Origin of the sequence: Actinomyces urogenitalis (assembly GCF_002861525.1) — a bacterium.
In the GTDB taxonomy this organism is placed as follows: Bacteria; Actinomycetota; Actinomycetes; order Actinomycetales; family Actinomycetaceae; genus Actinomyces; species Actinomyces urogenitalis.
On sequence record NZ_PKHA01000001.1, the window covers coordinates 152596 to 177939 of the forward strand.

Consider the following 25344-nt stretch of genomic DNA (forward strand, 5'->3'; position numbering starts at 1 on the left):
CGGCGTCGGTGGCGTGTGGGAAGATGGCGTCATGCTGCGATGGACGACTGCCGGTGAGTCACACGGCCAGGCCCTGACCGCCCTGCTAGAAGGCGTGCCGGCGGGTGTGGAGATTACGAGCGAGCAGATCAGTCGCGCGCTGGCACGCCGGCGCCTCGGGCACGGACGCGGTGCCCGTCAGGCCTTCGAGGCTGACGCCCTGACGATCCTGGGCGGCGTGCGCCACGGGCGCACGATCGGCTCGCCGGTGGCGCTGCAGATCGGCAACTCCGAGTGGCCCAAGTGGTCGGTGGTGATGAGCCCCGACCCGGTGGACCCGGCCGCGCTGCTCGTGGACGCCGGCACTGGGGACGAGCGCGAGATCGCGCGCAACCGGCCCCTGACCCGGCCCAGGCCCGGGCACGCAGACCTGTCCGGCATCCTCAAGTACGACCTTCCTGACGCCCGTCCGGTCCTGGAGCGGGCCTCGGCCCGCGAGACGGCTGCCAGGGTCGCCCTGGGTGCGGTGGCCAGCGCGCTGGCGGAGCAGGTGGCCGGTATCCAGCTGGTCAGCCACGTGGTGCGTGTGGGCTCCGTGGCCCTGCCCGACGACGCCGCCCGCCCGACCCCGCAGGACGAGGCACGGCTGAGCGCGGACCCGGTGCGGTGCACGGACCCGCAGGTCAGCGCCCGGATGGTGGCCGAGATCGACGCCGCCAAGAAGTCTGCAGACACGCTGGGCGGCGTCGTCGAGGTCGTGGCTACCGGGGTGCCAGTGGGCCTGGGGAGCTACGTCGAGGCCGAGCGGCGGCTCGACGCCCGTCTGGCCAGCGCCCTCATGGGCATCCAGGCGGTCAAGGGCGTCGAGATCGGTGACGGTTTCGCCGAGGCCGCCCGGCGCGGAAGCGCAGCCCACGACGAGATCCTCGCGGTCAGCTCCGGCCGGCTGGAGCGTGCCTCTAACCGGGCCGGCGGCATCGAGGGCGGCATCTCCAACGGCGCCGATATCGTGGTGCGGGCCGCCTACAAGCCCATCTCGACCGTGCCCCGCGCGCTGCGCACGATTGACCTGGCTGACGGCTCGGCGGCCACGGGCCTGCACCAGCGATCGGATACCACCGCCGTCGTGCCTGGGGCCGTCATTGCCGAGGCCATGGTCGCGCTGGTGCTCGCTCAGGCCCTGCTGGAGAAGACCGGAGGGGACAGCGTGTCAGAGGCCAGGCGTAACCTGGAGTCCTACCTCGCTCGTGTGTCAGAGAGGACCCAGTGGTGAAGTACCAGCCCCGCATCAACACTGACATCCTGCCCATCATCCTCGTCGGCCTGCCCGGTGCGGGAAAGACCACGGTGGCGCGTCAGCTCGCCGTCGCCCTCGGGGTCCAGGTCACTGACACCGACGCCGAGATCCGCCGTCGTGCTCGCGCCACGATTCCCGAGATCTTCGCCGCCGAGGGTGAGCAGGGCTTCCGCGATCGGGAGACCCGCACCCTGCGCCACGTGCTGACCTCCCCGGCGGCGGCCCAGGGCGTGGTGGCACTGGGCGGGGGAGCGGTGCTGCGCGAGGAGAACCGCCGCATGCTCACGGGCCGGCTCGTGATCCACCTGGCGGCTGAGCCCGCGACGGCGGCCGCCCACGTCGGTGACGGTACCGGTCGGCCGCTGATGAGGCCGGCAGGATCGAGCTCGGACGACGAGGACCTGCTGGCCAATCCCATGCTCGCGCGCATGGAGGAGCTCCATCGCGCCCGTCACCACCTGTACGAGGAGGTGGCGGCCCACACCGTGTCCACCGACGGCCTGAGCCCGGAGCAGATCACCTCGCAGATCCTCGCGCTGCTGCGCAAGGTTGAGCCCGCTGGCGCCGGTGCCGCATCAGGCCAGGTTGGCGAGGTGCCGACCCGCACCCCGGTAGCGGTCCCGATCGGCGCGCCTGACGAGCACGGCAAGGTACGCATCCGTGTGGGCGGGGCCCGTCCCTACCACGTGGTCATTGGTCACGAGCTGTCAGCCGACGTCGTCCAGGGCGTTGGCAAGGCTCCTGGAGGGGGCGCGGGCGGCGTGGCGCTCATCCACGCGGACTCGGTAGCCCGGGTGGCCCGACGCTATGAGGCAGCGCTCACCGAGGCGGGCCTGCGCACGAGCGTCATCGAGGTCCCCGGTGGTGAGGCCTCGAAGAACGCCGAGACCCTCTCAAGCCTGTGGGAGGCCCTGGGAGGGGCAGGGATCGGGCGCGACGGCGTCGTGGTCGCTGTGGGCGGCGGAGCGACGACGGACCTGGCTGGCATGGCCGCAGCGACCTGGTTGCGGGGCATCCCGGTGGTCCAGGTGCCTACGAGCCTGCTGGCGATGGTGGACGCGGCCGTGGGCGGCAAGACGGGTATTGACACGGCCGCCGGCAAGAACCTCGTCGGTGCCTTCCACAGCCCAGCCTCGGTCCTGTGCGACCTGGGGAGCCTGGAGACCCTGCCGCAGGCCGAGCTGCGTGCGGGTCTGGGCGAGGTCGTCAAGTGCGGGCTCATGGCTGACCCGGTCATCATCGAGCGGGTCCTGGCCGCTGGTGAGGAGCTGACGCGCTGGAGCGGTTCTGCCCTGGCCGAGCTCGTGGCGCGCTCGGTGGCCGTCAAGGCGGGAGTCGTCGGCCAGGACCTGAGGGAGTCCGGCCTGCGCGAGGTGCTGAACTACGGTCACACCTACGCCCACGCGATCGAGACCGTGACGCACTACCAGTGGCGTCACGGCGAGGCCGTGGCCGTGGGCTGCCTCTACGCTGCCGAGGTGGCCAGGGGCATGGGGATGATGGACGATGAGCTGGTTCGCCTGCACCGTGAGGCCTTTGCCAGCGCCGGGCTGCCGCTGGCCTTCCCCCAGGGGCAAGGACGATGGGAGGAGATGGTGGCGGTGATGCGCCGGGACAAGAAGGTCCGCGCTGGTCGTATCCGCATGGTGCTCCTCGATGCCTTGGCCCACCCGGTGCGAGGCGTGGAGCCTGAGGACTGCGTGCTGGAGGCGGCCCACGAGGCCGTCACGAGGCCGGCGTCATGAACCAGCCTCGTGACGGCGGTGAGCGGACCGTCGCGGTCATCCTCCTGGGCCCACCCGGATCGGGCTGCACAAGCGTGGGGGCAGCCCTGGCTGCCCAGCGCGGCGGCAGGTCTATCGACCTGGCCCAGCGCGTGGCGCAGCACCTGGGCGTGGCTGAGGCCAGCGCCCTGGTCGCCGTGGGGGAGGAGCGCTACCGCGAGGTGGAGGCGGCGGTGGCCGTCCAGACCCTGCAGGCCTTGGAGGACGGCGACGTCGTGGCGCTGGGCTCGGGGTGCCTGGGGCGCGCCGAGGTGGGTGCGGCACTAGCCGGCGCCCGCCAGCGCGGTGCGCGGGTGGTGGCGCTGACGGCCTCCGTACGCCGCCTGGCCTACCGCAACGGGCTGGATGCTCCGCGCTCGGTGGCCCTGGGCAACGTCAACCACGTCTTCACCCAGATGCTTCACGAGCGCGATGCGCAGTGCCAGGCTCTGGCCGATGGTGTCATCGACACCACGCACACCAGTGCCCAGGAGGTGGCCCAGGCCCTGTCCTCGCTCCCGCAGAGGCGCGATAGACTGGCAGGCGTCTGACTTTCGCCCCCAACAGTGAGGAACCCACTCGTGGCAACGACGAACGACCTGAAGAACGGCCTTGTGCTCAACATCGAGGGCCAGCTGTGGCAGGTGGTCGAGTTCCAGCACGTCAAGCCTGGCAAGGGCCCGGCCTTCGTGCGCACGAAGCTGAAGAACGTCCTGAGCGGCAAGACCGTGGACCGCACCTTCAACGCCGGCATCAAGGTTGAGACCGCGACGGTCGACCGCCGCGACATGCAGTACTCCTACAAGGACGGCGACGACTTCGTCTTCATGGACGTCAAGACCTACGAGCAGACCTACGTGCCTGCTGACACGGTCGGCGAGGCCGCGACCTACATGCTCGAGGGTCAGGACGTCATCGTCGCCTTCCACGAGGACTCGGTGCTCTTCGTCGAGCTCCCGGCGGCGGTCGTGCTGACCATCTCCCACACCGAGCCCGGCCTGCAGGGTGACCGCTCCTCGGCGGGCACCAAGCCGGCCACCCTGGAGACCGGCGCCGAGATCCAGGTGCCGCTCTTCCTCAACGAGGGTGACAAGGTCAAGGTCGACACCCGTAGCGGCGACTACATCTCCCGCGTCACCGACTGATCGGTATGACTGACTCCGCACGGATCAAGCACACCGTCACCGCCCGGACCAAGGCGCGCCGGCGGGCTATCGAGATCCTCTTCGAGGCCGACCAGCGCGGCCTGCTGCGGGCGGGCGAGGCGGCTGAGAACCTGCGCGCCCTGGCAGCCGAGCGGGCCGTCCACTCCGCCAACCACACCGAGGCTCCCGCCTACACGCGTGAGATCCTCACGGGCGTGGCGGACCACCTGGAGCAGATCGACGAGCACATCGAGACCTACTCCCAGGGGTGGAGCCTGACTCGTATGCCGGCGGTGGACCGGGCGATCGCCCGCGTGACCACCTGGGAGATCGTCTATAACGACGACGTCGACGTGCCGGTTGCCCTTGACGAGGCCCAGACCTTGGCCAAGATGCTCTCAACCGACGACTCCCCTCGCTACCTCGGTGGCGTCCTGGGGCGGATCGGGGACCTGGCTGACACGCTGCGCTGAGCGCCTCCAACGTGACCTTCGCCGCGCGCCTGATCTGGAGTCAGGCGCGCGGCGAGCTGGGTGGTGGGACTACGATTGAGGCGTCCGACATCCTTGAAGCCCGTCCAGTGAGGCGGGGAAGGAGGTCCACGCACCGTGGCCAGCACGCAGTCCACTGGGAAGCAGATCCTCGGCGAGGCCGAGATCGCGCGCTCCCTCGTTCGTATCGCTCACGAGATCGTTGAGCGCAACCGGGGAGTCGACGACGTCCTCCTCCTCGGTATCCCCTCCGGCGGCGTCCCGCTGGCCAGGCGGCTGGCTTCCGCGCTGGCCACCGCCGTGGGCGCGGACCGTCGTGAGGTCCCCGTCGGCACCCTCGACATCACGATGTACCGCGACGACCTGGGTCGTCACCCCATCCGCGTCCCTCAGCCCACCCTCATTCCCGGTGGCACGCTGGAGGGACGCACGGTCATCCTGGTCGATGACGTCCTCTACTCCGGGCGCACCATCCGCGCCGCCCTGGACGCCCTGGGCTCGATCGGACGCGCGGCCGCGGTCCAGCTCGCGGTCCTCGTGGACCGCGGCCACCGGGAGCTGCCGATCCGGGCGGACTACGTGGGCAAGAACCTGCCGACCTCGCGCACCGAGAAGGTCGTCGTCTCCCTGACTGAGCTCGGAGCCGACGCCGACGCCGTCACGATCGCCGGCGGGAACGAGGAGGCACGATGAAGCACCTGCTCAGCGCCAAGGATCTGTCCCACGACGAGGCCGTCATGGTCCTGGACACCGCCGAGGCCATGGCCGCCACCCAGCGTCACGCCGTCAAGAAGCTGCCCACGCTGCGGGGCAAGACCGTGGTCAACCTCTTCTTCGAGGACTCCACCCGTACCCGCCTGTCCTTCGAGGCAGCCGCCAAGCGCCTGAGCGCTGATGTCATCAGCTTCTCCGCCAAGGGCTCCTCGGTCTCCAAGGGGGAGTCCCTCAAGGATACGGCCCAGACGATCATGGCGATGGGTGCTGACGCCGTCGTCATCCGCCACAGCGCCGACGGCGCCGCTCACCTGCTGGCGCACGCGGGCTGGATCAACGTTCCTGTCCTCAACGCCGGCGACGGCAAGCACCAGCACCCCACCCAGGCGCTGCTGGACGCCATGACCCTGCGCCGCTGGTACGACCCTTGCGGTGAGCGCTCCGATGGCTCGCCCGCGCCCCAGGGACGGGACCTGGCCGGAGCTAAGGTCGTCATCGTGGGCGACGTGCTGCACTCGCGCGTGGCCCGCTCCAACGTGGACCTGCTCACCACGCTCGGCGCCCAGGTCACCCTCGTGGCCCCGCCGACCCTCCTGCCGGTGGGCATGGAGGGCTGGCCCTGCGAGGTCTCCTACGACCTGGACGCCACGATCGAGCAGGTGCGTCCCGACGCCGTCATGATGCTGCGGGTTCAGCGCGAGCGCATGAGCGCCGCCGGCGGCGGCTACTTCCCCAGCCCTGCGGAGTACTCCCACTCTTACGGCCTGAACCTGGCACGACGCTCGGCGATGCCCGAGCACGCCATCGTCATGCACCCGGGCCCGATGAACCGGGGCCTGGAGATCACCGCCGAGGCTGCCGACGATCCGCGCTCACGCGTGATCGAGCAGGTTGGCAACGGCGTGTCAGTGCGGATGGCAGCCCTCTACCTGCTCCTGGCCGACGAAGGGAACCAGCTGTGACCTCCTCCCACCTCCTGACCGGTGTCCGCCCCTACGGCGAGGACCCGACGGACATCCTCATCGCTGACGGCCAGATCGCGGCCCTCGGGCCCGAGGCAGCCTCGCAGGCGCCGTCAGGCACCCAGCGCCATGACCTGGAGGGCCTGGTGGCGCTGCCGGGCCTGGTCGACCTGCACACCCACCTGCGCGAGCCAGGCGGCGAGAGCGCCGAAACCGTCTTCTCCGGCACCCGTGCCGCGGCCGTAGGCGGTTACACGGCTGTCTTCGCCATGGCCAACACCCACCCGGTCCAGGACAACGCCGGGGTGGTCGAGCAGGTCCTGCGGCTCGGGCGCGAGGCCGGGTGGGTCGACGTCCACCCGGTGGGAGCCGTCTCCCAGGGGCTGGAGGGCAAGCACCTGAGCGAGATGGGTGCCATGGCGCACTCCGCCGCCCGCGTGCGGGTCTTCTCCGACGACGGCAAGTGCGTGTCCGACCCGGTCCTCATGCGCCGGGCGCTGGAGTACGTCAAGGCCTTCGACGGCGTCATCGCCCAGCACTCTCAGGACCCGCGGCTGACCGAGGGCTCCCAGATGCACGAGGGCGCGGTCAGCGCCGAGCTCGGGCTGCGAGGCTGGCCGGCCGTGGCGGAGGAGTCGATCATCGCCCGTGACGTGCTCCTGGCCGAGCACGTGGGCTCGCGCCTGCACGTGTGCCACCTGTCGACCGCCGGCAGCGTGGACCTGGTGCGCTGGGCCAAGGGCCGCGGCATCCAGGTCACCGCCGAGGTCACCCCGCACCACCTGCTGCTCACCGACGAGCTGGCCCGCAGCTACTCGCCGCTGTACAAGGTCAACCCGCCCCTGCGCACGGCCGAGGACGTCGAGGCCGTGCGCCAGGCCCTGGCGGACGGGACCATCGACGTCGTGGGCACCGACCACGCTCCCCACCCCCTGGAGTCCAAGGACTGCGAGTGGCAGGCCGGCGCCTTCGGCATGACCGGGCTGGAGACGGCCCTGCCGGTGCTGATCGAGACGATGGTCTCCACCGGCCGGATGAGCTGGCGGGACCTGGCCCGGGCCATGTCCACCGTACCGGCGCTCATCGGGCGCCTGCGCGACCAGGGTCAGGGCCTGAGCGTGGGCGCCAGCGCCAACATCACCGTCGTCGACCCCAGCGTGCGCCGCCTGGTCGACCCGCGCGCCCAGTGGACCGCCTCAACCAACACGCCCTACGCCGGCATGGAGCTGCCTGGACAGGTCATCGCGACCTTCCTGCACGGCCGCCCCACGGTACTCGGCGGCGCCCCGACCGCGACACAGGAGGACTGAAGAGATGAGTGAACGCAGCAGTGACCGCGGTACCGCCCTGCTGGTGCTGGAGGACGGCTACGTCCTGCGCGGCCGTTCCTACGGCGCCACCGGGCGCACGGTGGGGGAGATCGTCTTCAACACCGGGATGACCGGGTACCAGGAGACCCTCACCGACCCCTCCTACCACCGCCAGATCGTGGTCCAGACCGCACCGCACATCGGCAACACGGGCGTCAACGACGAGGACCCGGAGTCCTCGCGCATCTGGGTGGCCGGCTACGTCGTACGCGAGCCTGCGCGCCGTGCCTCCAGCTGGCGCTCCCGGCGCGAGCTGGAGGACGAGCTGGTCAACCAGGACGTGGTCGGTCTGTGCGAGGTCGACACCCGTGCGCTGACCCGCCACCTTCGTGAGCGCGGCGCCATGCGCGCCGGCATCTTCTCCGGTGACGCCCTGCCGGCAGGGGCTGACGACGCCGGCGGCCCCTCGGCCGCAGCCGTCCAGATCTGCCTGGAGGCGGTGCGCAGCGCCCCCCAGATGGCCGGCGCAGCCCTGGCCGCTGAGGTGACCACGCCGCAGGGCTACGTGGTCGAGCCCAGCGGCGAGTTCGCCGGGCGCGAGCCGGTGGCGGTCGTGGCCGCCATCGACCTGGGTATCAAGAACCGCACGCCCTGGCAGCTGGCCGAGCGCGGTGTGCGTGTCCACGTCCTGCCCCAGTCCACCACCCTGGACCAGGTCCTGGCTCTTCACCCGGACGGCGTCTTCTTCTCCAACGGGCCGGGGGACCCGGGCACGGCCGACCGCGAGGTCGAGCTGCTGCGCGGTGTGCTCGACGCCGGCCTGCCCTTCTTCGGCATCTGCCTGGGCAACCAGGTCTTTGGCCGGGCGCTGGGCTACGGGACCTACAAGCTGGGCTACGGCCACCGCGGGGTCAACCAGCCGGTCCTGGACCGGGCGACGGGCAAGGTGGAGATCACGGCCCACAACCACGGCTTCGCCGTCGACGCCCCGGTGGAGGAGCCGAGCCTGGCGCCCTACGACGGCGGGCGCTACGGACGGGTCGAGGTCAGCCACGTCGGCCTCAACGATGGTGTGGTTGAGGGCCTGCGAGCCCTGGACCTGCCGGCCTTCTCCGTCCAGTACCACCCTGAGGCTGCTGCCGGGCCGCACGACGGCGAGCACCTGTTTGACCGCTTCGTGCGCCTGATGAAGGAGGCTCGCTGACATGCCCCGCCGCGACGACATCCGCTCCGTCCTGGTCATCGGCTCCGGCCCGATCGTCATCGGGCAGGCCTGCGAGTTCGACTACTCTGGCACCCAGGCCTGCCGCGTGCTGCGTGGTGAGGGCATCCGGGTCATCCTGGTCAACTCCAACCCGGCCACGATCATGACCGATCCTGATATCGCTGACGCCACCTACGTCGAGCCGATTACCACCGAGGTGCTCACCACCATCATCGAGCGGGAGCGCCCTGACGCCCTCCTGCCCACGCTGGGTGGCCAGACCGCCCTCAACGCCGCCATGAGCCTGGTGGAGGCCGGCGTGCTGGACAAGTACGACGTCGAGCTCATCGGGGCCAACGCCGCGGCCATCAACGCCGGCGAGGACCGCGAGGAGTTCAAGAAGGTTGTCGAGCGCTGCGGGGCGGAGGTTGCCCGCTCCTGCATCGCGCACACCATGGCAGAGTGCCACGCGGGCGTTGAGGCCCTGGGCGGCTACCCGGTGGTGGTGCGTCCCTCCTTCACCATGGGCGGCCTGGGCTCAGGCGTGGCCTATGACGCCGAGGACCTGGAGCGCATCGCGGGCCAGGGCCTGGCTGCCTCACGCACCACCGAGGTACTCCTGGAGGAGTCCATCCTGGGCTGGAAGGAGTACGAGCTGGAGCTGATGCGGGACAAGGCGGACAACGTCGTGGTCGTGTGCTCCATCGAGAACGTCGACCCGGTGGGCGTGCACACCGGTGACTCGGTGACGGTGGCTCCGGCGCTGACGCTGACGGACCGCGAGCTCCAGCGCCTGCGTGACATCGGTATCGCCGTCATCCGTGAGGTCGGCGTGGACACCGGTGGCTGCAACATCCAGTTCGCCGTGGACCCGGCTACCGGGCGCGTCATCGTCATCGAGATGAACCCGCGTGTCTCGCGCTCCTCGGCGCTGGCCTCTAAGGCCACGGGCTTCCCCATCGCCAAGATCGCCGCGCGCCTGGCTGTGGGCTACACCTTGGACGAGATCCCCAACGACATCACCGGCTCGACCCCGGCCTCCTTCGAGCCCACGCTCGACTACGTGGTGGTCAAGGTCCCGCGCTTCGCCTTCGAGAAGTTCCGCGGCGCGGACCCGACGCTGACCACCACGATGAAGTCGGTGGGCGAGGCCATGGCCATCGGCCGTTCCTTCACCGAGGCGCTGCAGAAGGCTATGCGCTCGATCGACAAGAAGGGCACGGTCTTCCACTGGGACGGTCCCCGGCCCGATGCCAAGGCCACCGCCGCCCTCCTGGAGTCCATCCAGGTGCCCACCGAGCACCGTCTGCTGGAGCTCCAGCAGGCCATCCGCGGTGGCGCCACCCTGGACCAGCTCTTCGAGGTCACGAAGATCGACCCGTGGTTCCTGGACCAGATGATGCTTCTGCAGGAGGTGGCTGAGTCCGTCCAGCAGGCGCCGGCCCTGACCCGCGAGGTCCTGGCCCGGGCCAAGCGCCACGGCTTCTCCGACTCCCAGGTCGCAGCCCTGCGGGGCATCAGCGAGGACACGGTGCGCGAGGTTCGCCGGGCCTTCGGCCTGCGCCCGGTCTACAAGACCGTGGACACCTGCGCCGCTGAGTTCGCCGCGCGCACGCCCTACCACTACTCCTCCTACGACATGGAGACCGAGGTGGCCCCGCGCGAGCGTGAGGCGGTCATCATCCTGGGATCGGGCCCCAACCGCATTGGTCAGGGGATCGAGTTCGACTACTCCTGCGTCCACGCGACGATGGCCCTGGCTGAGCGGTACGAGACCGTCATGGTCAACTGCAACCCGGAGACCGTCTCGACCGACTACGACGTCTCGGACCGCCTGTACTTCGAGCCGCTGACCTTCGAGGACGTCATGGAGGTTTACGAGGCGGAGAAGGCAGCCGGCCCGGTGGCCGGCATGGTCGTCCAGCTGGGCGGGCAGACTCCGCTGAGCCTGGCGGCCCGGCTCAAGGCTGCCGGCGTGCCGATCCTGGGCACGAGCCCCGAGGCGATCGACGCCGCGGAGGACCGTCAGGTCTTCGGCGTGGTCCTGGAGAAGGCCGGACTGCCCGCCCCGGCTCATGGCACGGCGCGCAGTGACGACCAGACGCTGGCTGTGGCTGAGGGCATCGGCTACCCCGTCCTCGTGCGTCCCAGCTACGTGCTGGGCGGGCGCGGTATGGAGATCGTCTATGACCGCTCGGGCCTGGAGGACTACCTGGCCCGAGCCGGTGCGGAGAGCGGTGGCGCCTACGCCAACGGCCCCCTCCTCATCGACCGCTTCCTTGACGACGCTATCGAGATCGACGTCGACGCCCTCTACGACGGCCACGAGCTGTTCCTGGGCGGGGTCATGGAGCACATCGAGGAGGCCGGTATCCACTCCGGGGACTCGGCCTGCGTCCTGCCGCCGATGACGCTGTCGGACGCCGAGATCGCCAGGATCCGTCGCTCTACCGAGGCGATCGCCGCCGGGGTGGGCGTGCGGGGACTGCTCAACATCCAGTTCGCGCTCATGAGCGACACGCTCTACGTCATCGAGGCCAACCCGCGTGCCTCGCGTACGGTCCCCTTCGTCTCCAAGGCCACGGGCGTCCAGCTGGCCAAGGCGGCGGCGCTGCTCATGGCGGGGGAGTCGATCGCCTCACTCAAGGCCCAGGGCTACTTGCCGGCCGAGGACGCCTCCGTCACCGACCTGTTTGATCCGATCGCGGTCAAGGAGGCGGTCCTGCCCTTCAAGCGCTTCCGTACCCCGCAGGGCCGGGTGGTGGACACCGTGCTCGGACCGGAGATGCGCTCGACCGGCGAGGTCATGGGCTACGACGTCGACTTCCCGCGCGCCTTCGCCAAGTCCCAGGCGGGGGCCTACGGCGGGCTGCCGGACGAGGGCACCTTGTTCGTCTCGGTGGCTGATCGTGACAAGCGCGCGATCATCCTGCCGGTGGCACGTCTGGCCGAGCTCGGCTTCACCATCCTGGCCACCACCGGTACCGCCCAGGTCCTGCGACGCAACGGCATCCCGGCCACGCCCGTGCGCAAGCTGAGCGAGGGCGTGAGCAAGGACGGCGAGCAGACTATCGTGGGGCTGATCGAGTCCGGTGCGGTCGACATGGTGGTCAACACTCCCAAGGGCCAGGGAGCGCGCGCTGACGGCTACTCCATCCGCGCAGCGACGACGAGCGCCAACAAGCCGATGATCACCACCGTCCAGGAGCTGCAGGCAGCGGTCCAGGCGCTGGAGGCCCAGCTGCGCGGCCCCTTCAAGGTGCGCAGCCTCCAGGAGCACAACGCTGACCGCGCCGCTCGCCACGAGAGGAGTGAGCAGCGATGAGCCTGACTGACCACGCCGACCAGGACTTTCCCGGGATCCTGCCCTTTGGGGCCCGTCTGGCTGACGCCATGGACGATCTGGGCCCCCTGTGCGTGGGCATCGATCCGCATCCTGGCCTGCTCCAGGCCTGGGGCCTGGGCGACGACGTCGCGGGCCTGAGGGAGTTCTCCGCACGAGTGGTTGAGGCTCTGGGAGGGCGGGTGGCTGCGATCAAGCCGCAGTCGGCCTTCTTCGAGCGTCACGGCTCAGCCGGCGTCGCCGTGCTGGAGGAGACCCTGGCCGCCCTGCGACAGGTGGGGACGCTGGCTATCCTGGACGTCAAGCGTGGCGACATCGGCTCCACGATGGCTGGCTACGCACAGGCCTACCTGGCCGACGGCGCCCCGCTGGCGGCTGACGCGATCACCGTCTCGCCCTACCTGGGCCTGGGATCGCTGACGCCGGCCATCGAGCTGGCCCAGGCCACGGGACGTGGCCTGTTCGTCCTGGGCCTGACCTCGAACCCCGAGGGAGCCAGTGTCCAGCACGCACGTGACGAGCAGGGGCAGTCGGTCGCCGCAGGCGTGGTAACCGGCGTCGGGCAGCTCAACGCCGCGGCGCGGGCGGCAGGGACCTTGGGAAGCCTGGGCCTGGTGGTGGGTGCCACGATCGGTGACGCCGTCAGGCGCCTTGACCTGGACCTGGCCGCGGCCAATGCCCCCTTGCTCGCGCCGGGCGTGGGCGCCCAGGGCGCGGGGGCGGCGGAGCTGGAGGAGGTCTTCGGCCCGGCGCGCCGCCAGGTCCTGGCCTCGACCTCCCGCGGTGTGCTGCGGGCCGGGCCCGAGGTGAGCGACCTGCGCCAGGCTGCGGCCCAGGCGAGCGCGAGCGCGGCCAGCGCCCTGCGCGGCTGACTGGCAGGTAGTGGGCAGGGCAGGGGCGGCTCGCCTGGCATGATGGTGGCATGAGCCTCCCCTCCCTACCCGACCATCCCACGACCTGCGCCCCGGGCTCCCCGGCGTCACATCGGCCGACGCCGGCGCTCACCGTCATCGCCGGCCCCACCGCGGTGGGCAAGGGCACGCTTGTGGCTGAGCTGCGCCGTCGTCACCCGGACCTGTTCGTCTCGGTCTCCGCGACCACCCGGGCTCCGAGGCCCGGAGAGGTTGACGGGGTCCACTACCACTTCGTCACCGACGAGGAGTTCGACCGGCTGGTGGCTGACGGGCAGATGCTTGAGTGGGCCCTGGTCCACGGACGCTACCGCTACGGCACCCCGCGCGGTCCGGTGGAGGCGGAGCTGGCGGCAGGCAGGCCTGCCGTGCTGGAGATCGACCTGGACGGCGCACGTCAGGTCCGCCGCTCCATGCCGGGATGCCAGCTGGTCTTCATTGCTCCTCCCAGCTGGGAGGAGCTGGTGGCCAGGCTCCGGGGCCGTGGCACCGAGGATGCGGCCGAGCAGGAACGGCGCCTGGCTACCGCCCGCACGGAGATGGCGGCCGAAGGGGAGTTCGACGTGACGATCGTCAACGACACCGTGGCGCGTGCCACGAGCGAGCTCGAGTCTCTTCTTGGCCTGGCAGGCTAGACTGTCCCGGTTACCGCCTGGCCTCACACGGCCGGGCACACGATGACGAAAGCAGGTCACGCACATGCTCGGAACCTCCCCGAAGCCGGAGGGCATCACGAACCCGCCGATCGACGACCTCCTGGAGAAGGTCGACTCGAAGTACGGGCTCGTGGTGGAGGCCGCTAAGCGCGCTCGTCAGATCAACAGCTACACCCAGCAGCTGGAGGACAACCAGCTGGAGTACTTCGGCCCGCTGGTCGAGGTCGCCCCTGAGGAGAAGCCGCTGGGCATCGCCCTGCGCGAGATCGTCGAGGACAAGCTCGAGGTCATCCCCGGTGACGTTGCCCGTGCCCGCCGCGCTGAGGCCGAAGAGGCCCGTCGTGCTGCTGAGGCGGACATGTTCTCCGATATCTCGCTGGACTCTCCGGTCACGCTGGGCGAGGCCGAGGGTGAGGACGGCTCCAACGCCGCCACCAGCCTGGACGACATCCAGTTCTGAGCCGACGTGGCGTCGGTGATCAGTGAGCGCGCCGCGGCCCTGGACGGGCCGCGGCGCGTCGTCGTCGGTGTCTCCGGCTCCATCGCTGCCTATAAGGCCCCCACGATCATCCGCCTGCTGCGTCAGGCCGGTCATGAGGTCAAGGTGGTGGCTACCCAGGCGGCCCTGCGCTTCATCGGGGCCCCTGCCCTGGCGGCGGTGTCTGGCAGTGCGGTGAGCACGGGCGTCTTCGACGACCCGGCCGCCGTCGAGCACGTGGCGACGGCGGAGTGGGCGGACCTGGTCCTGGTGGCCCCCGCCTCGGCCGATCTCCTGGCCCGCGTGGCCGCCGGCCGCGCCGACGACCTGCTGACGGCCACCATCCTCACCGCGACGGCCCCGGTGGTCCTGGCGCCGGCGATGCACACCCAGATGTGGCTGAACCCGGCCACGGTGGAGAACGTGGCGACGCTGCGCCGTCGTGGCCTGAAGGTCATCGACCCGGACTCCGGGCGCCTGACGGGTAGCGACTCAGGGCTCGGACGCCTACCAGAGCCCGAGCGGGTCGTAGCCCAGGCGCTGGCGGTGCTCACCCAGGAGGAGGCGGCGGGCGCCGCACAGGTCCTGTCGGGCCGCCACGTCGTCGTCTCGGCCGGGGGGACTCGCGAGCCGATCGACCCGGTGCGCTACCTGGGTAACCGCTCCTCCGGGCGCCAGGGCGTGGCGATGGCGGCCGAGGCTGCCCGGCTTGGTGCGAGGGTGACCCTCGTGGCCGCCAATATCGAGGCCGAGGTCCTGCGTGACCTGCCGGCGCAGGCCGAGGTCGTCCAGGTCTCCACCGCGCTGGAGCTGCGCGAGGCGGTGCGTCAGGCGGGTCAGGACGCCGACGTCATCGTCATGGCGGCGGCGGTGGCTGACTACCGTCCGGCGCAGGTGCGATCCTCGAAGATCAAGAAGCACACGCTGGACGGGCAGCCGGCAGGCTCGCTCACCGGCGAGCGAGGCATGAGGATCGAGCTGGTGGAGAACCCAGACGTCCTGGCCGAGCTGGTCGCTGATCCGCCGCGCCAGGACGGGCGCACGCTCGTCGTGGGCTTCGCGGCCGAGACCGGGGACGGTGAGGGTGACGTCCTCGCGCACGGTGCCGCCAAGGCGCGCCGCAAGGGCGCGGATCTTCTGGCGGTCAACGCCGTGGGCGAGCACACGGGATTCGGGGACGTGCCCAACCGCGTCGTGGTTCTGGACCGCGTGGGCGAGCCGGTGGCGGAGGCTAGCGGGTCGAAGGCTGAGGTCGCTCGGGCGCTGGTGGGTCTGGTTGCCGAGCGCCTGGACGCGCGGGACGGGCAGACGCGCTGAGGCCAGCGTCAGCGTCCATGACGTGCCGCGATCCACATCGGCGCCGGCCCGGGGGACCTCGTTCGCGTCGCACGCCGCCGGTAGGGTGAGCCCGTGATCTCTTCCCTGCGTCCGTTTACGTCCGAGTCCGTTACTGAAGGCCACCCGGACAAGGTCTGTGACCGCATCTCCGACTCCATCCTCGACGCGATCCTGGAGCAGGACCCGGCTGCGCACGTGGCTGTGGAGACGATGGTGACCACGGGACTGGTTCATGTGGCCGGAGAGGTGACCACCGAGGAGGCCTACGTCGAGATCCCCCAGATCGTGCGCGACGAGATCGTCGCGATCGGCTACACCTCCTCCGAGGTCTGCTTTGACGGCGCCTCGTGCGGGGTGTCGGTCTCGATCGGCCAGCAGTCCCCGGATATCGCTGCCGGAGTGGACAAGGCGCTGGAGGTGCGTGGCGATGCTGGTGACCTCGACCCGCTGGACTTCCAGGGCGCGGGCGACCAGGGACTGATGTTTGGCTACGCCTGTACCGATACTGCCGAGCTCATGCCCGTGCCGATCCACCTGGCCCACCGTCTGGCCGAGCGCCTGGCAGCGGTGCGCAAGCAGGGGATCGTTGAGGGCCTGCGCCCTGATGGCAAGACCCAGGTGACGATCGGCTACGACGGCGAACGCGCGGTCAGCCTGGAGAACGTCGTGATCTCCACCCAGCACGATCCTGACCGCAGCCAGGCCTGGCTGCGCGACGCCCTGGTGGATGAGGTGCTGCGTCCGGTGCTCCAGGCCGAGGAGGCCAAGGGGCTGGAGCTGGCGACGAGCAACCTGGAGGTGCTCGTCAACCCCTCGGGTCAGTTCATTATCGGCGGCCCTGCTGGCGACGCCGGCCTGACCGGTCGCAAGATCATCGTGGACACCTACGGCGGGATGGCTCGTCACGGTGGAGGTGCCTTCTCCGGTAAGGACGCCTCGAAGGTGGACCGGTCCGGGGCCTACGCCATGCGGTGGGTCGCCAAGAACGTCGTGGCAGCCGGCCTGGCGCGGCGCTGCGAGGTCCAGGTGGCCTACGCCATCGGCTCGGCCCACCCGGTGGGCGTGTTCGTCGAGACCTTCGGCACCGAGACCGTGCCCCAGGCGCGCATCGTGCAGGCCATCCGCAAGGTCTTTGACCTGCGCCCGGCCGCCATCATCCGTGACCTGGACCTGCTGCGTCCGATCTTCCGCTCCACCAGCGCCTACGGGCACTTCGGTCGTCCGGACTTCACCTGGGAGCAGACCGACCGGGCCGAGGCGCTGCGCCAGGCCGTCGGCGCCTGATCCCGGTCGGCACGCGGGGCCGGCCGGTCCATGGGACTGGCTGGCCTCTGGACGCCGCTGGCACGGCCGGGTATTCGTGTCGGTGGTACGCCGTAGAGTGACGAGGGACAGGGACACCGTCAGGCTGCGGGGGGGGGGATGACGATGAGCCAGAGCGGTCATCAGGATGCCTTGCTCGTGGTACCGGCCCCGGCAGAGCGCACGGTACGCGTGCCCGGCGTCGTCGACCCGGTTGCCCGGGTCATCCTGGACAGCCCGCTGCCGCACCTGGACCGTCCCTTCGACTACCTCGTCCCTCCTGAGCTGGACGTCGCCGCGGCCGTCGGCACGCGGGTCACTGTGGCCTTCGGCGGCCAGGAGGTCCACGGGTGGTTGTGGGAGCGGGGGAGTACCACCACCCATACCGGGCGCCTGACCGCGCTGCGCCGGGTGGTCTCGGACCTGCCTGTTGTCCCGCCCTCCACCAGACGGCTGGTGGAGGCGGTGGCCGAGCGCACGGCGGGCACCAGGGCGGACGTCCTGCGTCTGGCTGTGCCGGCGCGGCACGCGCGTACCGAGCGCGCCGAGCGCGACCGCGAGGTCAGCGTGCCGGCGTTGCCCACGCCTGCCGCGGACGGTGAGACAGGCTGGGCGGCCTATGACGGCGGTCCGCAGTTTCTTCAGGCCCTGGCTCAGGCAGCTGCTCCGCGTGCGGTGTGGACGGCACTGCCCGGGCGCACCGGGGTGGTGGAGGACTGGCAGGTGCTGCTCGCCCGTGCCGTGAGCGCAACCCTGTCGGCTGGCCGAGGGGCCCTCGTGCTCACCGCGACCACTGCTGGGGCACAGAGCCTGGCTGCGCGCCTGGCGGCCTGCTTGGAGGCTGAGCAGGGGCAGGCGGAGCCGGTGGTCGTCCTGTCGGCCGAGCACGGTCCAGCACGCCGCTACAAGGCCTTTCTCGCTGCCCTGCTCGGTCACGCTCGCGTGGTCGTGGGGACCAGGGCCGCTGCCTTCGCCCCTGTGCACAACCTCGGCCTGGCGGTGATCTGGGACGACGGTGATGATCGTCTGGACGAGCCACGTTCGCCCTACGTCCACGCCCGGACAGTCCTGGCACTGCGCAGCGGTCTGGAGAAGGCAGGGCTGCTCATCGCCGGGTACTCACGCAGCATCGAGGCCCACAGCTACGTCGCTCAAGGATGGGCCGAGCAGATCACGGCGCCGCGTGAGCTGATCAGGCACGTCATCCCCCGGGTGCAGGTTCCTGGTGCGCCTGAGCTGGAGGCCGAGGGCGCCTCCGGCTACGCCCGCATCCCCTCCCTGGCACACCGTGCGCTGCGTGAGGCTCTCCACAGCGGGCCGGTGCTGGTCCAGGTACCACGTGGTGGATACGCGCCTGTGGTGGCCTGCGCCTCCTGCCGGACTCCGGCTCACTGTGCCACCTGCGCAGGGCCGGTGATGATGAGCCGCAGTGGTGAGGTCTCCTGCCGGTGGTGTGGGCGCCAGATGGCGTCATGGTCCTGTTCGGCCTGCGGACACACGCTGTTGAGGATGGTCGCCGTGGGCTCGGCTCGTACGGCCGATGAGCTGGGACGGGCCTTTCCGATGGTGCCGGTGGTGGTCTCCGGAGCGCGAGAGGATCATGGCGTCATCCAGACCGTTGATGCCCGGCCCAGGCTCGTCGTCGCCACCCCGGGGGCTGAGCCGGTGGCGGAGGGCGGCTACCACGCGGTGCTGCTGCTTGACGGCGCGACCTTGTCGGCCCGTCCGGACCTGGGAGCCTCCAGCGAGGCCCTGCGGCGGTGGTCGGGCGCGGTGGTCCTGGCCCGGCCACAGGCACGCGTCATCCTGCTCGGCGGGCCTGCCGAGCAGGTGGCGCAGGCGCTGGTGCGCTGGGACCACGCGGGCTTCGCACGCCGGGAGCTGGCGGAGCGCACAGAGCTCGGGCTGCCGCCGGCGCTGCGCTGCGCACGTCTGGACGGGCCGCCCAAGGCGGTGGAGTCCGTGCTGGAGGAGGCGCGTTCGCGCGGCTGGGACGTACTCGGGCCAGTCGACGTCAGGACGCTACGGCGTCCCTCGGCGGCTGGGCCTGCAGCACAGGGAGCTGCTGCCTCGGTGCAGTCGCGAGCGCTGATCCGGGTCCCCCTGTCCCAGGGGCGCGAGCTGGCCACCATGCTTCGCCTTGAGCTGCGTGAGCGCTCGGTCCACCGCGAGGAGGCAGTGCGCGTGGAGCTCGACCCGACCGTGTTGTGGTGAGAGCCTTTGGTCATGAGCCCCGATGACGCTGCCAGCCTGGACGCCGTCGTCTTCGACTACGGCAACGTGGTCTACACCTGGGACCCCTACGGGGCGCTGCCAGGTAGGGCCACGATGAGGCAGTGGGAGGACTTCGTCGCTCACGGGGACTTCGCTCGCTGGAACGAGATGTGCGATGCTGGCGTGCCCCGCGAGCAGATCGAGGCTGAGCTGGCTGCCACCTACCCGCAGCGCCCGGACTGGCTGGAGCTGCAGCGCCTGTACTGGAGCAGGTTCAGCTCTACCCTCACCGGGCCGGTCGCTGGCACGGCCCAGGTGATGGAGGACCTGGCCGCGGCCGGGGTCCGGTTGTACCTGCTGACCAACTTCAACGACGAGCTCTTTGAGGCCAACCGTCATCTGTGCCCGCAGCTGGAGCTGGCGACCGGGATCGTGGTCTCCGGCGTCGAGCACGTCACCAAGCCTGGCCGGGAGATCTTCGAGATCCTGCTGCGTCGTTACGGCCTGGAGGCCCGGCGCACGCTCTTCGTGGACGACTCGCCTGCCAACGTGGCCGCGGCTGAGGCCCTGGGCCTTCACGGACATCTCTTTCGGGGAGCAGGACGTCTGCGCGCGGCGCTGACCGAGGCGGGCCTGCTCGCGGGCGCGCCTAGCGAGCACACCGGCCCCTAGACTTGCCCCATGCGTGTTCTCTTCGCCGGTACCCCTGAGGTCGCCCTGCCCGTGCTGCGCTGGCTTATGGACTCACCTTCCCACGAGGTCGTCGGGGTTCTCACCCGCGCCGATGCCCGCCAGGGCCGCGGCCGGACCCTGCACCCCTCACCGGTGGCAGCGCTGGCTCGCCAAGCCGGCCTGGAGGTACGCACACCTGCCACCCTGCGTGAGGAGGAGACCCAGGAGTGGGTCCGCGGCCTGCACGCTGACGTCGCCGTCGTGGTCGCCTACGGCCGCCTGGTGCCGGCCGCGCTGCTGGAGGTACCGCAGCACGGCTGGCTCAACCTCCACTTCTCCCTGCTGCCCGCCTGGCGCGGAGCCGCCCCGGTCCAGCGTGCCATCATCGCCGGCGACACCCTGACAGGAGCCAGCGTCTTCCGCCTGGAGGAGGGCCTGGACACCGGCCCGGTCTACGCCCATGTCACCGCCAGCATCGAGGACGAGGACACCGCTGGTGACCTGCTCGCCCGCCTGGCTGAGAAGGGTGTGGCGCTGGTGGATGAGGTCCTGGAGCAGCTGGCCTCGGGGACGGCAGCACCTGTGGCCCAGCGCGAGGACGGGATCACGTTGGCTCCTGTGCTCACGCCCGCCGACGGTGAGATCCGCTGGAGCGAGACCGCCGCCGCCATCGACCGGCGCATCCGCGGCGTCACGCCCGCGCCGGGCGCCCACACCACCTATGAGGGAGCGCGGCTGCGCCTAGGCCCGGTCACCCAGGTGCCTGAGGTCACTGACCTGCCAGCAGGCATGCTGCAGGTCTCCAAGCATGAGGTCCTGGTCGGTACCGGTGGCTGCGCCGTGCGGCTAGGCCAGGTGGCGCCAGCCGGCAAGAAGTGGATGGCGGCTGACGCCTGGGCCCGCGGCGCCCATCCGGCTGCCGGCGCGGTCCTTGGCTCTGGTGGCGTCGGCCAGCTCGGCGTCGAGGGCGGTGCGGCCTGATGGCGGGCTACGCAGGTTCTCGTTCAGGTCAGGCGGGTCGGCGTTCCCAGGCAGGAGCGCAGCGCCGCGGGCAGGGACGCGAACGGGGCAAGGGCAATGACTCCGGACGCCACAACCGCACGCGTGGTCAGCGTGGTCAGGCGGATGCGGAAGGCTCCAACCGGCGCCGTCGGCCGAGCACGGTGGACGCAGCGCGGCTGGTGAGTCTGGAAGCGCTGACCAAGGTGCGTCAGGACGGTGGCTTCGCCAACCTGGTCCTGCCTCCGATGCTGGATGCGGCGCGGCTGGACCGCCGCGACGCGGGATTCGCGACGGCGCTGACCTACGGGACGCTGCGCCTGCAGGGCCGGTATGACGCCATCATCGCTCAATGCGTGGATCGCCGGCTGGACCAGCTCGACGGTGTCGTCCTTGACGTGCTGCGCCTGGGGACCCACCAGCTGCTGGGGATGCGGGTGGCGACCCATGCCGCGGTCTCGGCGACTGTAGACCTGGCGTCCCACGCGGCCGGCCGCGGCGCAGCGGGCCTGGTCAACGCCGTCCTGCGCCGGATCAGCCAGAAGGACCTGGAGCAGTGGCTGGCTGAGCTGACCGAGCAGGCCGCTGACGAGCTGAACGCGCTGTCGGCCACGCACTCCCACCCGGTCTGGGTGGTCAAGGCGCTGCGGCAGGCGCTGGCGAGCAATGACCGGCCGCAGGAGGAGCTTGAGGCTCTGCTGGAGGCGGACAACGCCGACCCTGAGGTGGTCCTGTGCGCTCGACCCGGCCTCATCAGCCCTGAGCACCTGGTCAAGGAGGCAGAGGAGGCCACGCGCGGCCATGCCCATGTGGGTGACCGTAGCCCGTACGCCGTCGTCCTTCCCGGGGGAGACCCGGGCCGACTGCCGGCCGTGCGCTCCAGCGCGGCGGGCGTCGAGGACGAAGGCAGCCAGCTGGTGGCACTGGTGCTCAGCGAGGCGGCCGTGGAAGGACGCGACGAGCGGTGGCTGGACCTGTGCGCCGGGCCGGGTGGCAAGGCCGCGCTGCTGGGCGCCCGGGCGGCGCAGCGCGGAGCACGGCTCGTGGCCAACGAGGTCACCGCCCACCGTGCCGAGCTGGTGCGTGCCAGCGTCAGGGCCGTGCCTGAGGGCGTGGTCGAGGTTCGCTGTGATGACGGCCGCCTGTATGGACAGGCCGAGCCTGGCAGGTACGACCGTGTGCTGGTCGACGCACCCTGCTCGGGCCTGGGCTCGCTGCGCCGTCGGCCCGAGGCGCGGTGGCGGCGGCAGCCGACCGACGTAGCCGAGCTGGCTGAGCTCCAGCGCGAGCTGCTCGTGAGCGCGCTGGCCGCGGTTCGCGTGGGCGGGTTGGTGGCCTACGTGACCTGCTCGCCCCACGTGCTGGAGACCGAGCTCGTCGTGCGCGACGTGATACGGCGTCTCGAACGTGAGGGTCGGGGCGCCGAGGTCCTGCACGCTGGCGACGTGGCCACGCGTGTGGCACCGGTTCCCCCTGCCGGCGCGGACAGGCCGATGCTCCAGCTGTGGCCGCACCTGGACGGGACGGACGCGATGTTCTGCGCCCTGCTGCGTCGTACAGCCTGACAACGAGGAGACCCATGAGCAACACCCCCGCGATCCACCCCTCCATTCTCAACGCGGACCAGGCGCACCTGGCTGAGGAACTGGCCCGGATCGAGAGCGCTGACGGACTGCACCTGGACGTCATGGACAACCACTTCGTCCCCAACATGTTCGCCGGCCCCTCCTTCACCCAGACCGTCCTGGAGCACACGAGCCTGCCGGTGGACGCCCACCTCATGATCGAGGACGCCGACCGCTGGGCGCCTCAGTACGCGGAGATGGGCTGCGCGGTGGTGACGGCGCACGCTGAGGCGACCCGCGCGCCGTTCGTCCTGGTCAAGGAGCTCCATCGGCTGGGGGCGCAGGCCGGGATCGCGCTCAGGCCGACGACGCCGCTGGAGGTGGTCGAGCCGCTTCTGGGCGAGATTGACATGCTCCTGATCATGACGGTCGAGCCTGGCTTCGGAGGGCAGAGCTTTGTGGAGCCGATGCTGCGCAAGATCGCTGCAGCACGCTCCATGGTCAGCGCGCAGGGTCTCCAGCTGCGCATCCAGATCGACGGCGGTGTCTCACTGACGACCATTGAGCGGGCAGCAGAGGCTGGAGCGGATGTCTTCGTCGCGGGGTCGGCGGTCTACAAGAGCCAGGACGCGGCCCAGGCGATCTCGACGCTGCGCAGGCTGGCTGGGGCCGTGAGCGGCGAAGGACGCAGTACCACGGGCATCGCCTAGAGCATCGCCTAGAACGGCACCAGCTCGTCGAGGAAGACATCTAGGCCAAGTGCATGGAGCTCGGCGGAATAGGACCTTGCGCTCCAGGTGCCCACGGGCTGACCAGGACGTGGTCCTCGGGCCTGCCAGGGCACGCCGGGCGCCAGGTTCTCCAGGGTCTGGACAAGGGGAGCCAGGACGGCGTCGTCGACTGCCTGCGCCAGCTGGTCGGGAACAGGCCGGGCCGGCTGATGGAAGGAGCGCGGGCCGATGCGGCGTGGAAGCATGAGGATGCTGCCATCGGGGTTGCGACGGTAACGGGCACCTGACGGTGTACGCCACAGGAGCGCACCGTCGTCGAGGCGAGTGAGGGACCACCCTGGCGTGTGCTTGAGCCGGTGATGGGTCTGGCACAGAAGCGTGAGGTTGTCGAAGGAGGTTGTTCCTCCCATGCTCCAGGCGGTGACATGGTCCAGGTCGCAGCGGCGTGCAGGCACAGCGCACCCTGGGTGCGTGCAGGTGTGGTCGCGGGCCCGGACGGCCTCAGCAAGGGCTGCTGGTGGTCGGTAGCGCTTTCGCCCGACGTCGAGCACGACGCCGGAGACCGGATCGGTGAGGAGACGGCGCCAGGTGCCACCACCGGCCAGCGCCGTAGCGATCGCGGAGGGGACGGGGAGGGTCTGGCGACCGATGCGCACAGTCAGGTCGCCTGACAGCAGCCTTGGAGGAGTAGGAGTAGCAGATGAGCCGGGACGGGCCTGCGCATGGCGACCTGACTCGGCGCTGGCATGCGGGAGATCGGCGTGCGGGAAGGGCTCCTGGAGGAGATAGTCGATAGGGACAGTCACGTCGACCTGGACCTGCAGGCCGGAAGGAAAGAGCACCGGCCCGCTACCGGAAGGCGTCCACCACGGGCTCGTGGAGCTGACGAGCGCGCTGAGTCTGCTCAGCAGCGGCAGGAGCGGTACGCCGTCGGCGAGGAAGGGAGAGCCGGAGGGCTCGCTGACGGCCGAGCGCGAGAGGGCGTCCTCAGGCAGTCCGGGCAGATCAGGCAGTCCGGGCAGGCTGGACAGGTCAGGCAGGTCGGTGAGCGGGACGCCAGGCAGGGTGCTGGGCGTGGCGCCTGCGAGAGCACCGTACGGGACATCGGGCAGGGCTCCGGGCGTCGCGCTGGGCGGAGCCTCGGGTAGGGCACTGCGCGGGGGCACGGCGCTGCGACACATTTCGTGCTGTTCGTGCCGCAGGAGGCTCAGCATCGTGGAGACCACGGCATCGGCACGGAGCTGGGACACGGAGCGTTCGTCCCCCGTGGCCCGGGCTGAGACCGCGATGGCATCCAGTGTCGCGTCCACGAGGGCCGCATCGAGGCTAGGAAGGAGAAGTCTCATCTCCGAGAGTCCTTCGCCAGCGGGTTGTGGACGGCTGACATGCCGGTTCTCCGCGTTCCGGCGGCGGCGCTGAGGGCTTCCTTCCGGGTCGTTGGCAACCAGAGCGCGGTCGAGGTCCCGGGCCAGCTGGGTATGGGTGCGGTGCGGCGCGCGGGGCAGAACCTGCTCCTGAACGCGGACGGCAAGCTCATGGCTGACGTGGGCGAGGCGAGTGGCGATGAGCGCCGTCTTCGCGGCGTCGATGAGGCCGCTGCGGTGCAGACCTGCCGCGTACGACAGCGCCGGCAGGCACAGCGCCTGCCGCCGATCAACGAGCTGAGCGGCGCGGCGTCTGGAGATCCCGAGCCGGCACGCGATCTCGCTGGCCACAGTGAGCTCAGCTCCTTGAGTGAGGCAGGAGATGGACTGACGATCGGGACGGAGACCAGCGTCGTCTCCGGACAGGGGCTCATCCTCGACGCTGTGAGTCATCGCCGCCGCCAGCAGGGACTGGAGCCAGCAGGACCATGAGGCCAGTCGCTGGCTCGCGGCAACCAGCTCGCTAAGGGTCTCCAGCCCCAGCCTAGCCAGGCTTTCAACCGCGGACAGCGGCTCACCGGGAGCCAGCTGGCAGTGGCGCAGCAGGGTGCGCTCATCGGCACCTAGCGCCTGGGTGCTGGCGAGGTCTCTGTCTGGTTCGGGGGTGGCGCGGTCCGCGCTGAGGTCAGGGCGGGGGATCGCAGCCTGGAGGATCTGCTCGAGGGCTGAGGCCAGCAGTCCGCCGGGCGGCAGGGTAGCCAGGGCGGCTAGACGATCCTCCTGACTCATGCAGTCCGGGGCGCCCCTCGTCGGCGCAGGCCGCGACGACGGGCCGGAGGAGGGGGTGTCACCCACGGGATCGAACATGTGTACAGGCTGCAGCGTTCATATGATCTTGTCCAGTAC

General features: G+C 70.6%; 21 protein-coding genes. 20 read left to right on the forward strand and 1 reads right to left on the reverse strand.

Features of this window, described 5'->3' with window-relative positions; translation table 11 throughout:
• Window positions 1-31: 31 nt before the first annotated feature.
• The 20 genes from aroC to rpe all read left to right on the forward strand — a co-directional run bounded on the left by aroC (window position 32) and on the right by rpe (window position 23053).
• Window positions 32-1252 (forward strand): chorismate synthase, encoded by a 1221-nt coding sequence (gene aroC / locus CYJ26_RS00675; protein WP_006549779.1) that lies wholly within the window; start codon window positions 32-34, stop codon window positions 1250-1252.
• Entirely contained in the window at window positions 1246-3021 is a 1776-nt protein-coding gene (aroB, locus tag CYJ26_RS00680; RefSeq protein WP_006549778.1) for a 3-dehydroquinate synthase, read from the forward strand. Before aroC ends, aroB begins: the two co-directional genes overlap by 7 nt.
• Entirely contained in the window at window positions 3018-3590 is a 573-nt protein-coding gene (locus CYJ26_RS00685) for a shikimate kinase (RefSeq protein ID WP_050765693.1), read from the forward strand. The genes aroB and CYJ26_RS00685 overlap by 4 nt, the downstream gene beginning before the upstream one ends.
• A gap of 30 nt (window positions 3591-3620) precedes the next feature.
• Complete coding sequence (efp, locus tag CYJ26_RS00690; RefSeq protein WP_006549776.1) at window positions 3621-4184, forward strand: elongation factor P; 564 nt, start codon at window positions 3621-3623, stop codon at window positions 4182-4184.
• 5 nt (window positions 4185-4189) lie between these two features.
• A complete protein-coding gene (gene nusB / locus CYJ26_RS00695; protein WP_006549775.1) occupies window positions 4190-4657 on the forward strand; it encodes a transcription antitermination factor NusB in 468 nt (155 codons plus the stop codon).
• 135 nt (window positions 4658-4792) lie between these two features.
• Window positions 4793-5368, forward strand: a complete 576-nt coding sequence (gene pyrR, locus CYJ26_RS00700; RefSeq protein WP_006549774.1) for a bifunctional pyr operon transcriptional regulator/uracil phosphoribosyltransferase PyrR — start codon at window positions 4793-4795, stop codon at window positions 5366-5368.
• Entirely contained in the window at window positions 5365-6351 is a 987-nt protein-coding gene (locus CYJ26_RS00705) for an aspartate carbamoyltransferase catalytic subunit (RefSeq protein WP_006549773.1), read from the forward strand. Before pyrR ends, CYJ26_RS00705 begins: the two co-directional genes overlap by 4 nt.
• A complete protein-coding gene (locus CYJ26_RS00710) occupies window positions 6348-7661 on the forward strand; it encodes a dihydroorotase (protein WP_006549772.1) in 1314 nt (437 codons plus the stop codon). Before CYJ26_RS00705 ends, CYJ26_RS00710 begins: the two co-directional genes overlap by 4 nt.
• 4 nt (window positions 7662-7665) lie before the next feature.
• Window positions 7666-8865 carry a glutamine-hydrolyzing carbamoyl-phosphate synthase small subunit gene (carA, locus tag CYJ26_RS00715; RefSeq protein WP_006549771.1) on the forward strand — a complete coding sequence of 400 codons (1200 nt, stop codon included), beginning with the start codon at window positions 7666-7668 and terminating at the stop codon, window positions 8863-8865.
• A gap of 1 nt (window position 8866) precedes the next feature.
• On the forward strand, window positions 8867-12190 hold the full coding sequence (gene carB / locus CYJ26_RS00720; protein WP_006549770.1) for a carbamoyl-phosphate synthase large subunit: 3324 nt from the start codon (window positions 8867-8869) through the stop codon (window positions 12188-12190).
• Window positions 12187-13080, forward strand: coding sequence for an orotidine-5'-phosphate decarboxylase (gene pyrF / locus CYJ26_RS00725; RefSeq protein WP_024036635.1), 894 nt, complete (start codon window positions 12187-12189; stop codon window positions 13078-13080). The genes carB and pyrF overlap by 4 nt, the downstream gene beginning before the upstream one ends.
• Window positions 13081-13130: 50 nt before the next feature.
• On the forward strand, window positions 13131-13754 hold the full coding sequence (gmk, locus tag CYJ26_RS00730) for a guanylate kinase (protein ID WP_006549768.1): 624 nt from the start codon (window positions 13131-13133) through the stop codon (window positions 13752-13754).
• 64 nt (window positions 13755-13818) lie between these two features.
• The gene (gene rpoZ / locus CYJ26_RS00735; RefSeq protein WP_006549767.1) at window positions 13819-14235 is read left to right on the forward strand and encodes a DNA-directed RNA polymerase subunit omega; all 417 of its coding nucleotides are present in this window, start codon (window positions 13819-13821) and stop codon (window positions 14233-14235) included.
• 6 nt (window positions 14236-14241) lie between these two features.
• Entirely contained in the window at window positions 14242-15570 is a 1329-nt protein-coding gene (gene coaBC / locus CYJ26_RS00740; RefSeq protein WP_006549766.1) for a bifunctional phosphopantothenoylcysteine decarboxylase/phosphopantothenate--cysteine ligase CoaBC, read from the forward strand.
• Between the two features lie 93 nt (window positions 15571-15663).
• Window positions 15664-16875 carry a methionine adenosyltransferase gene (gene metK / locus CYJ26_RS00745; protein ID WP_006549765.1) on the forward strand — a complete coding sequence of 404 codons (1212 nt, stop codon included), beginning with the start codon at window positions 15664-15666 and terminating at the stop codon, window positions 16873-16875.
• A 144-nt stretch (window positions 16876-17019) separates the two neighbouring features.
• Window positions 17020-19107: a primosomal protein N' gene (locus tag CYJ26_RS00750; RefSeq protein WP_101637891.1), complete on the forward strand. Its 2088-nt coding sequence runs from the start codon at window positions 17020-17022 to the stop codon at window positions 19105-19107.
• A gap of 12 nt (window positions 19108-19119) precedes the next feature.
• Window positions 19120-19779, forward strand: coding sequence for an HAD family hydrolase (locus tag CYJ26_RS00755; protein WP_040319945.1), 660 nt, complete (start codon window positions 19120-19122; stop codon window positions 19777-19779).
• Window positions 19780-19788: 9 nt separating this feature from the next.
• Window positions 19789-20760 carry a methionyl-tRNA formyltransferase gene (gene fmt, locus CYJ26_RS00760; RefSeq protein ID WP_006549761.1) on the forward strand — a complete coding sequence of 324 codons (972 nt, stop codon included), beginning with the start codon at window positions 19789-19791 and terminating at the stop codon, window positions 20758-20760.
• Window positions 20760-22343 carry an RsmB/NOP family class I SAM-dependent RNA methyltransferase gene (locus tag CYJ26_RS00765; protein WP_006549760.1) on the forward strand — a complete coding sequence of 528 codons (1584 nt, stop codon included), beginning with the start codon at window positions 20760-20762 and terminating at the stop codon, window positions 22341-22343. The genes fmt and CYJ26_RS00765 overlap by 1 nt, the downstream gene beginning before the upstream one ends.
• Before the next feature lie 14 nt (window positions 22344-22357).
• The gene (gene rpe, locus CYJ26_RS00770) at window positions 22358-23053 is read left to right on the forward strand and encodes a ribulose-phosphate 3-epimerase (RefSeq protein ID WP_006549759.1); all 696 of its coding nucleotides are present in this window, start codon (window positions 22358-22360) and stop codon (window positions 23051-23053) included.
• An 8-nt stretch (window positions 23054-23061) separates the two neighbouring features.
• Here the strand turns inward: rpe and CYJ26_RS00775 are convergent, their stop codons facing one another.
• On the reverse strand, window positions 23062-25305 hold the full coding sequence (locus CYJ26_RS00775; RefSeq protein ID WP_006549758.1) for an HNH endonuclease signature motif containing protein: 2244 nt from the start codon (window positions 25303-25305) through the stop codon (window positions 23062-23064).
• Window positions 25306-25344: the final 39 nt, after the last annotated feature.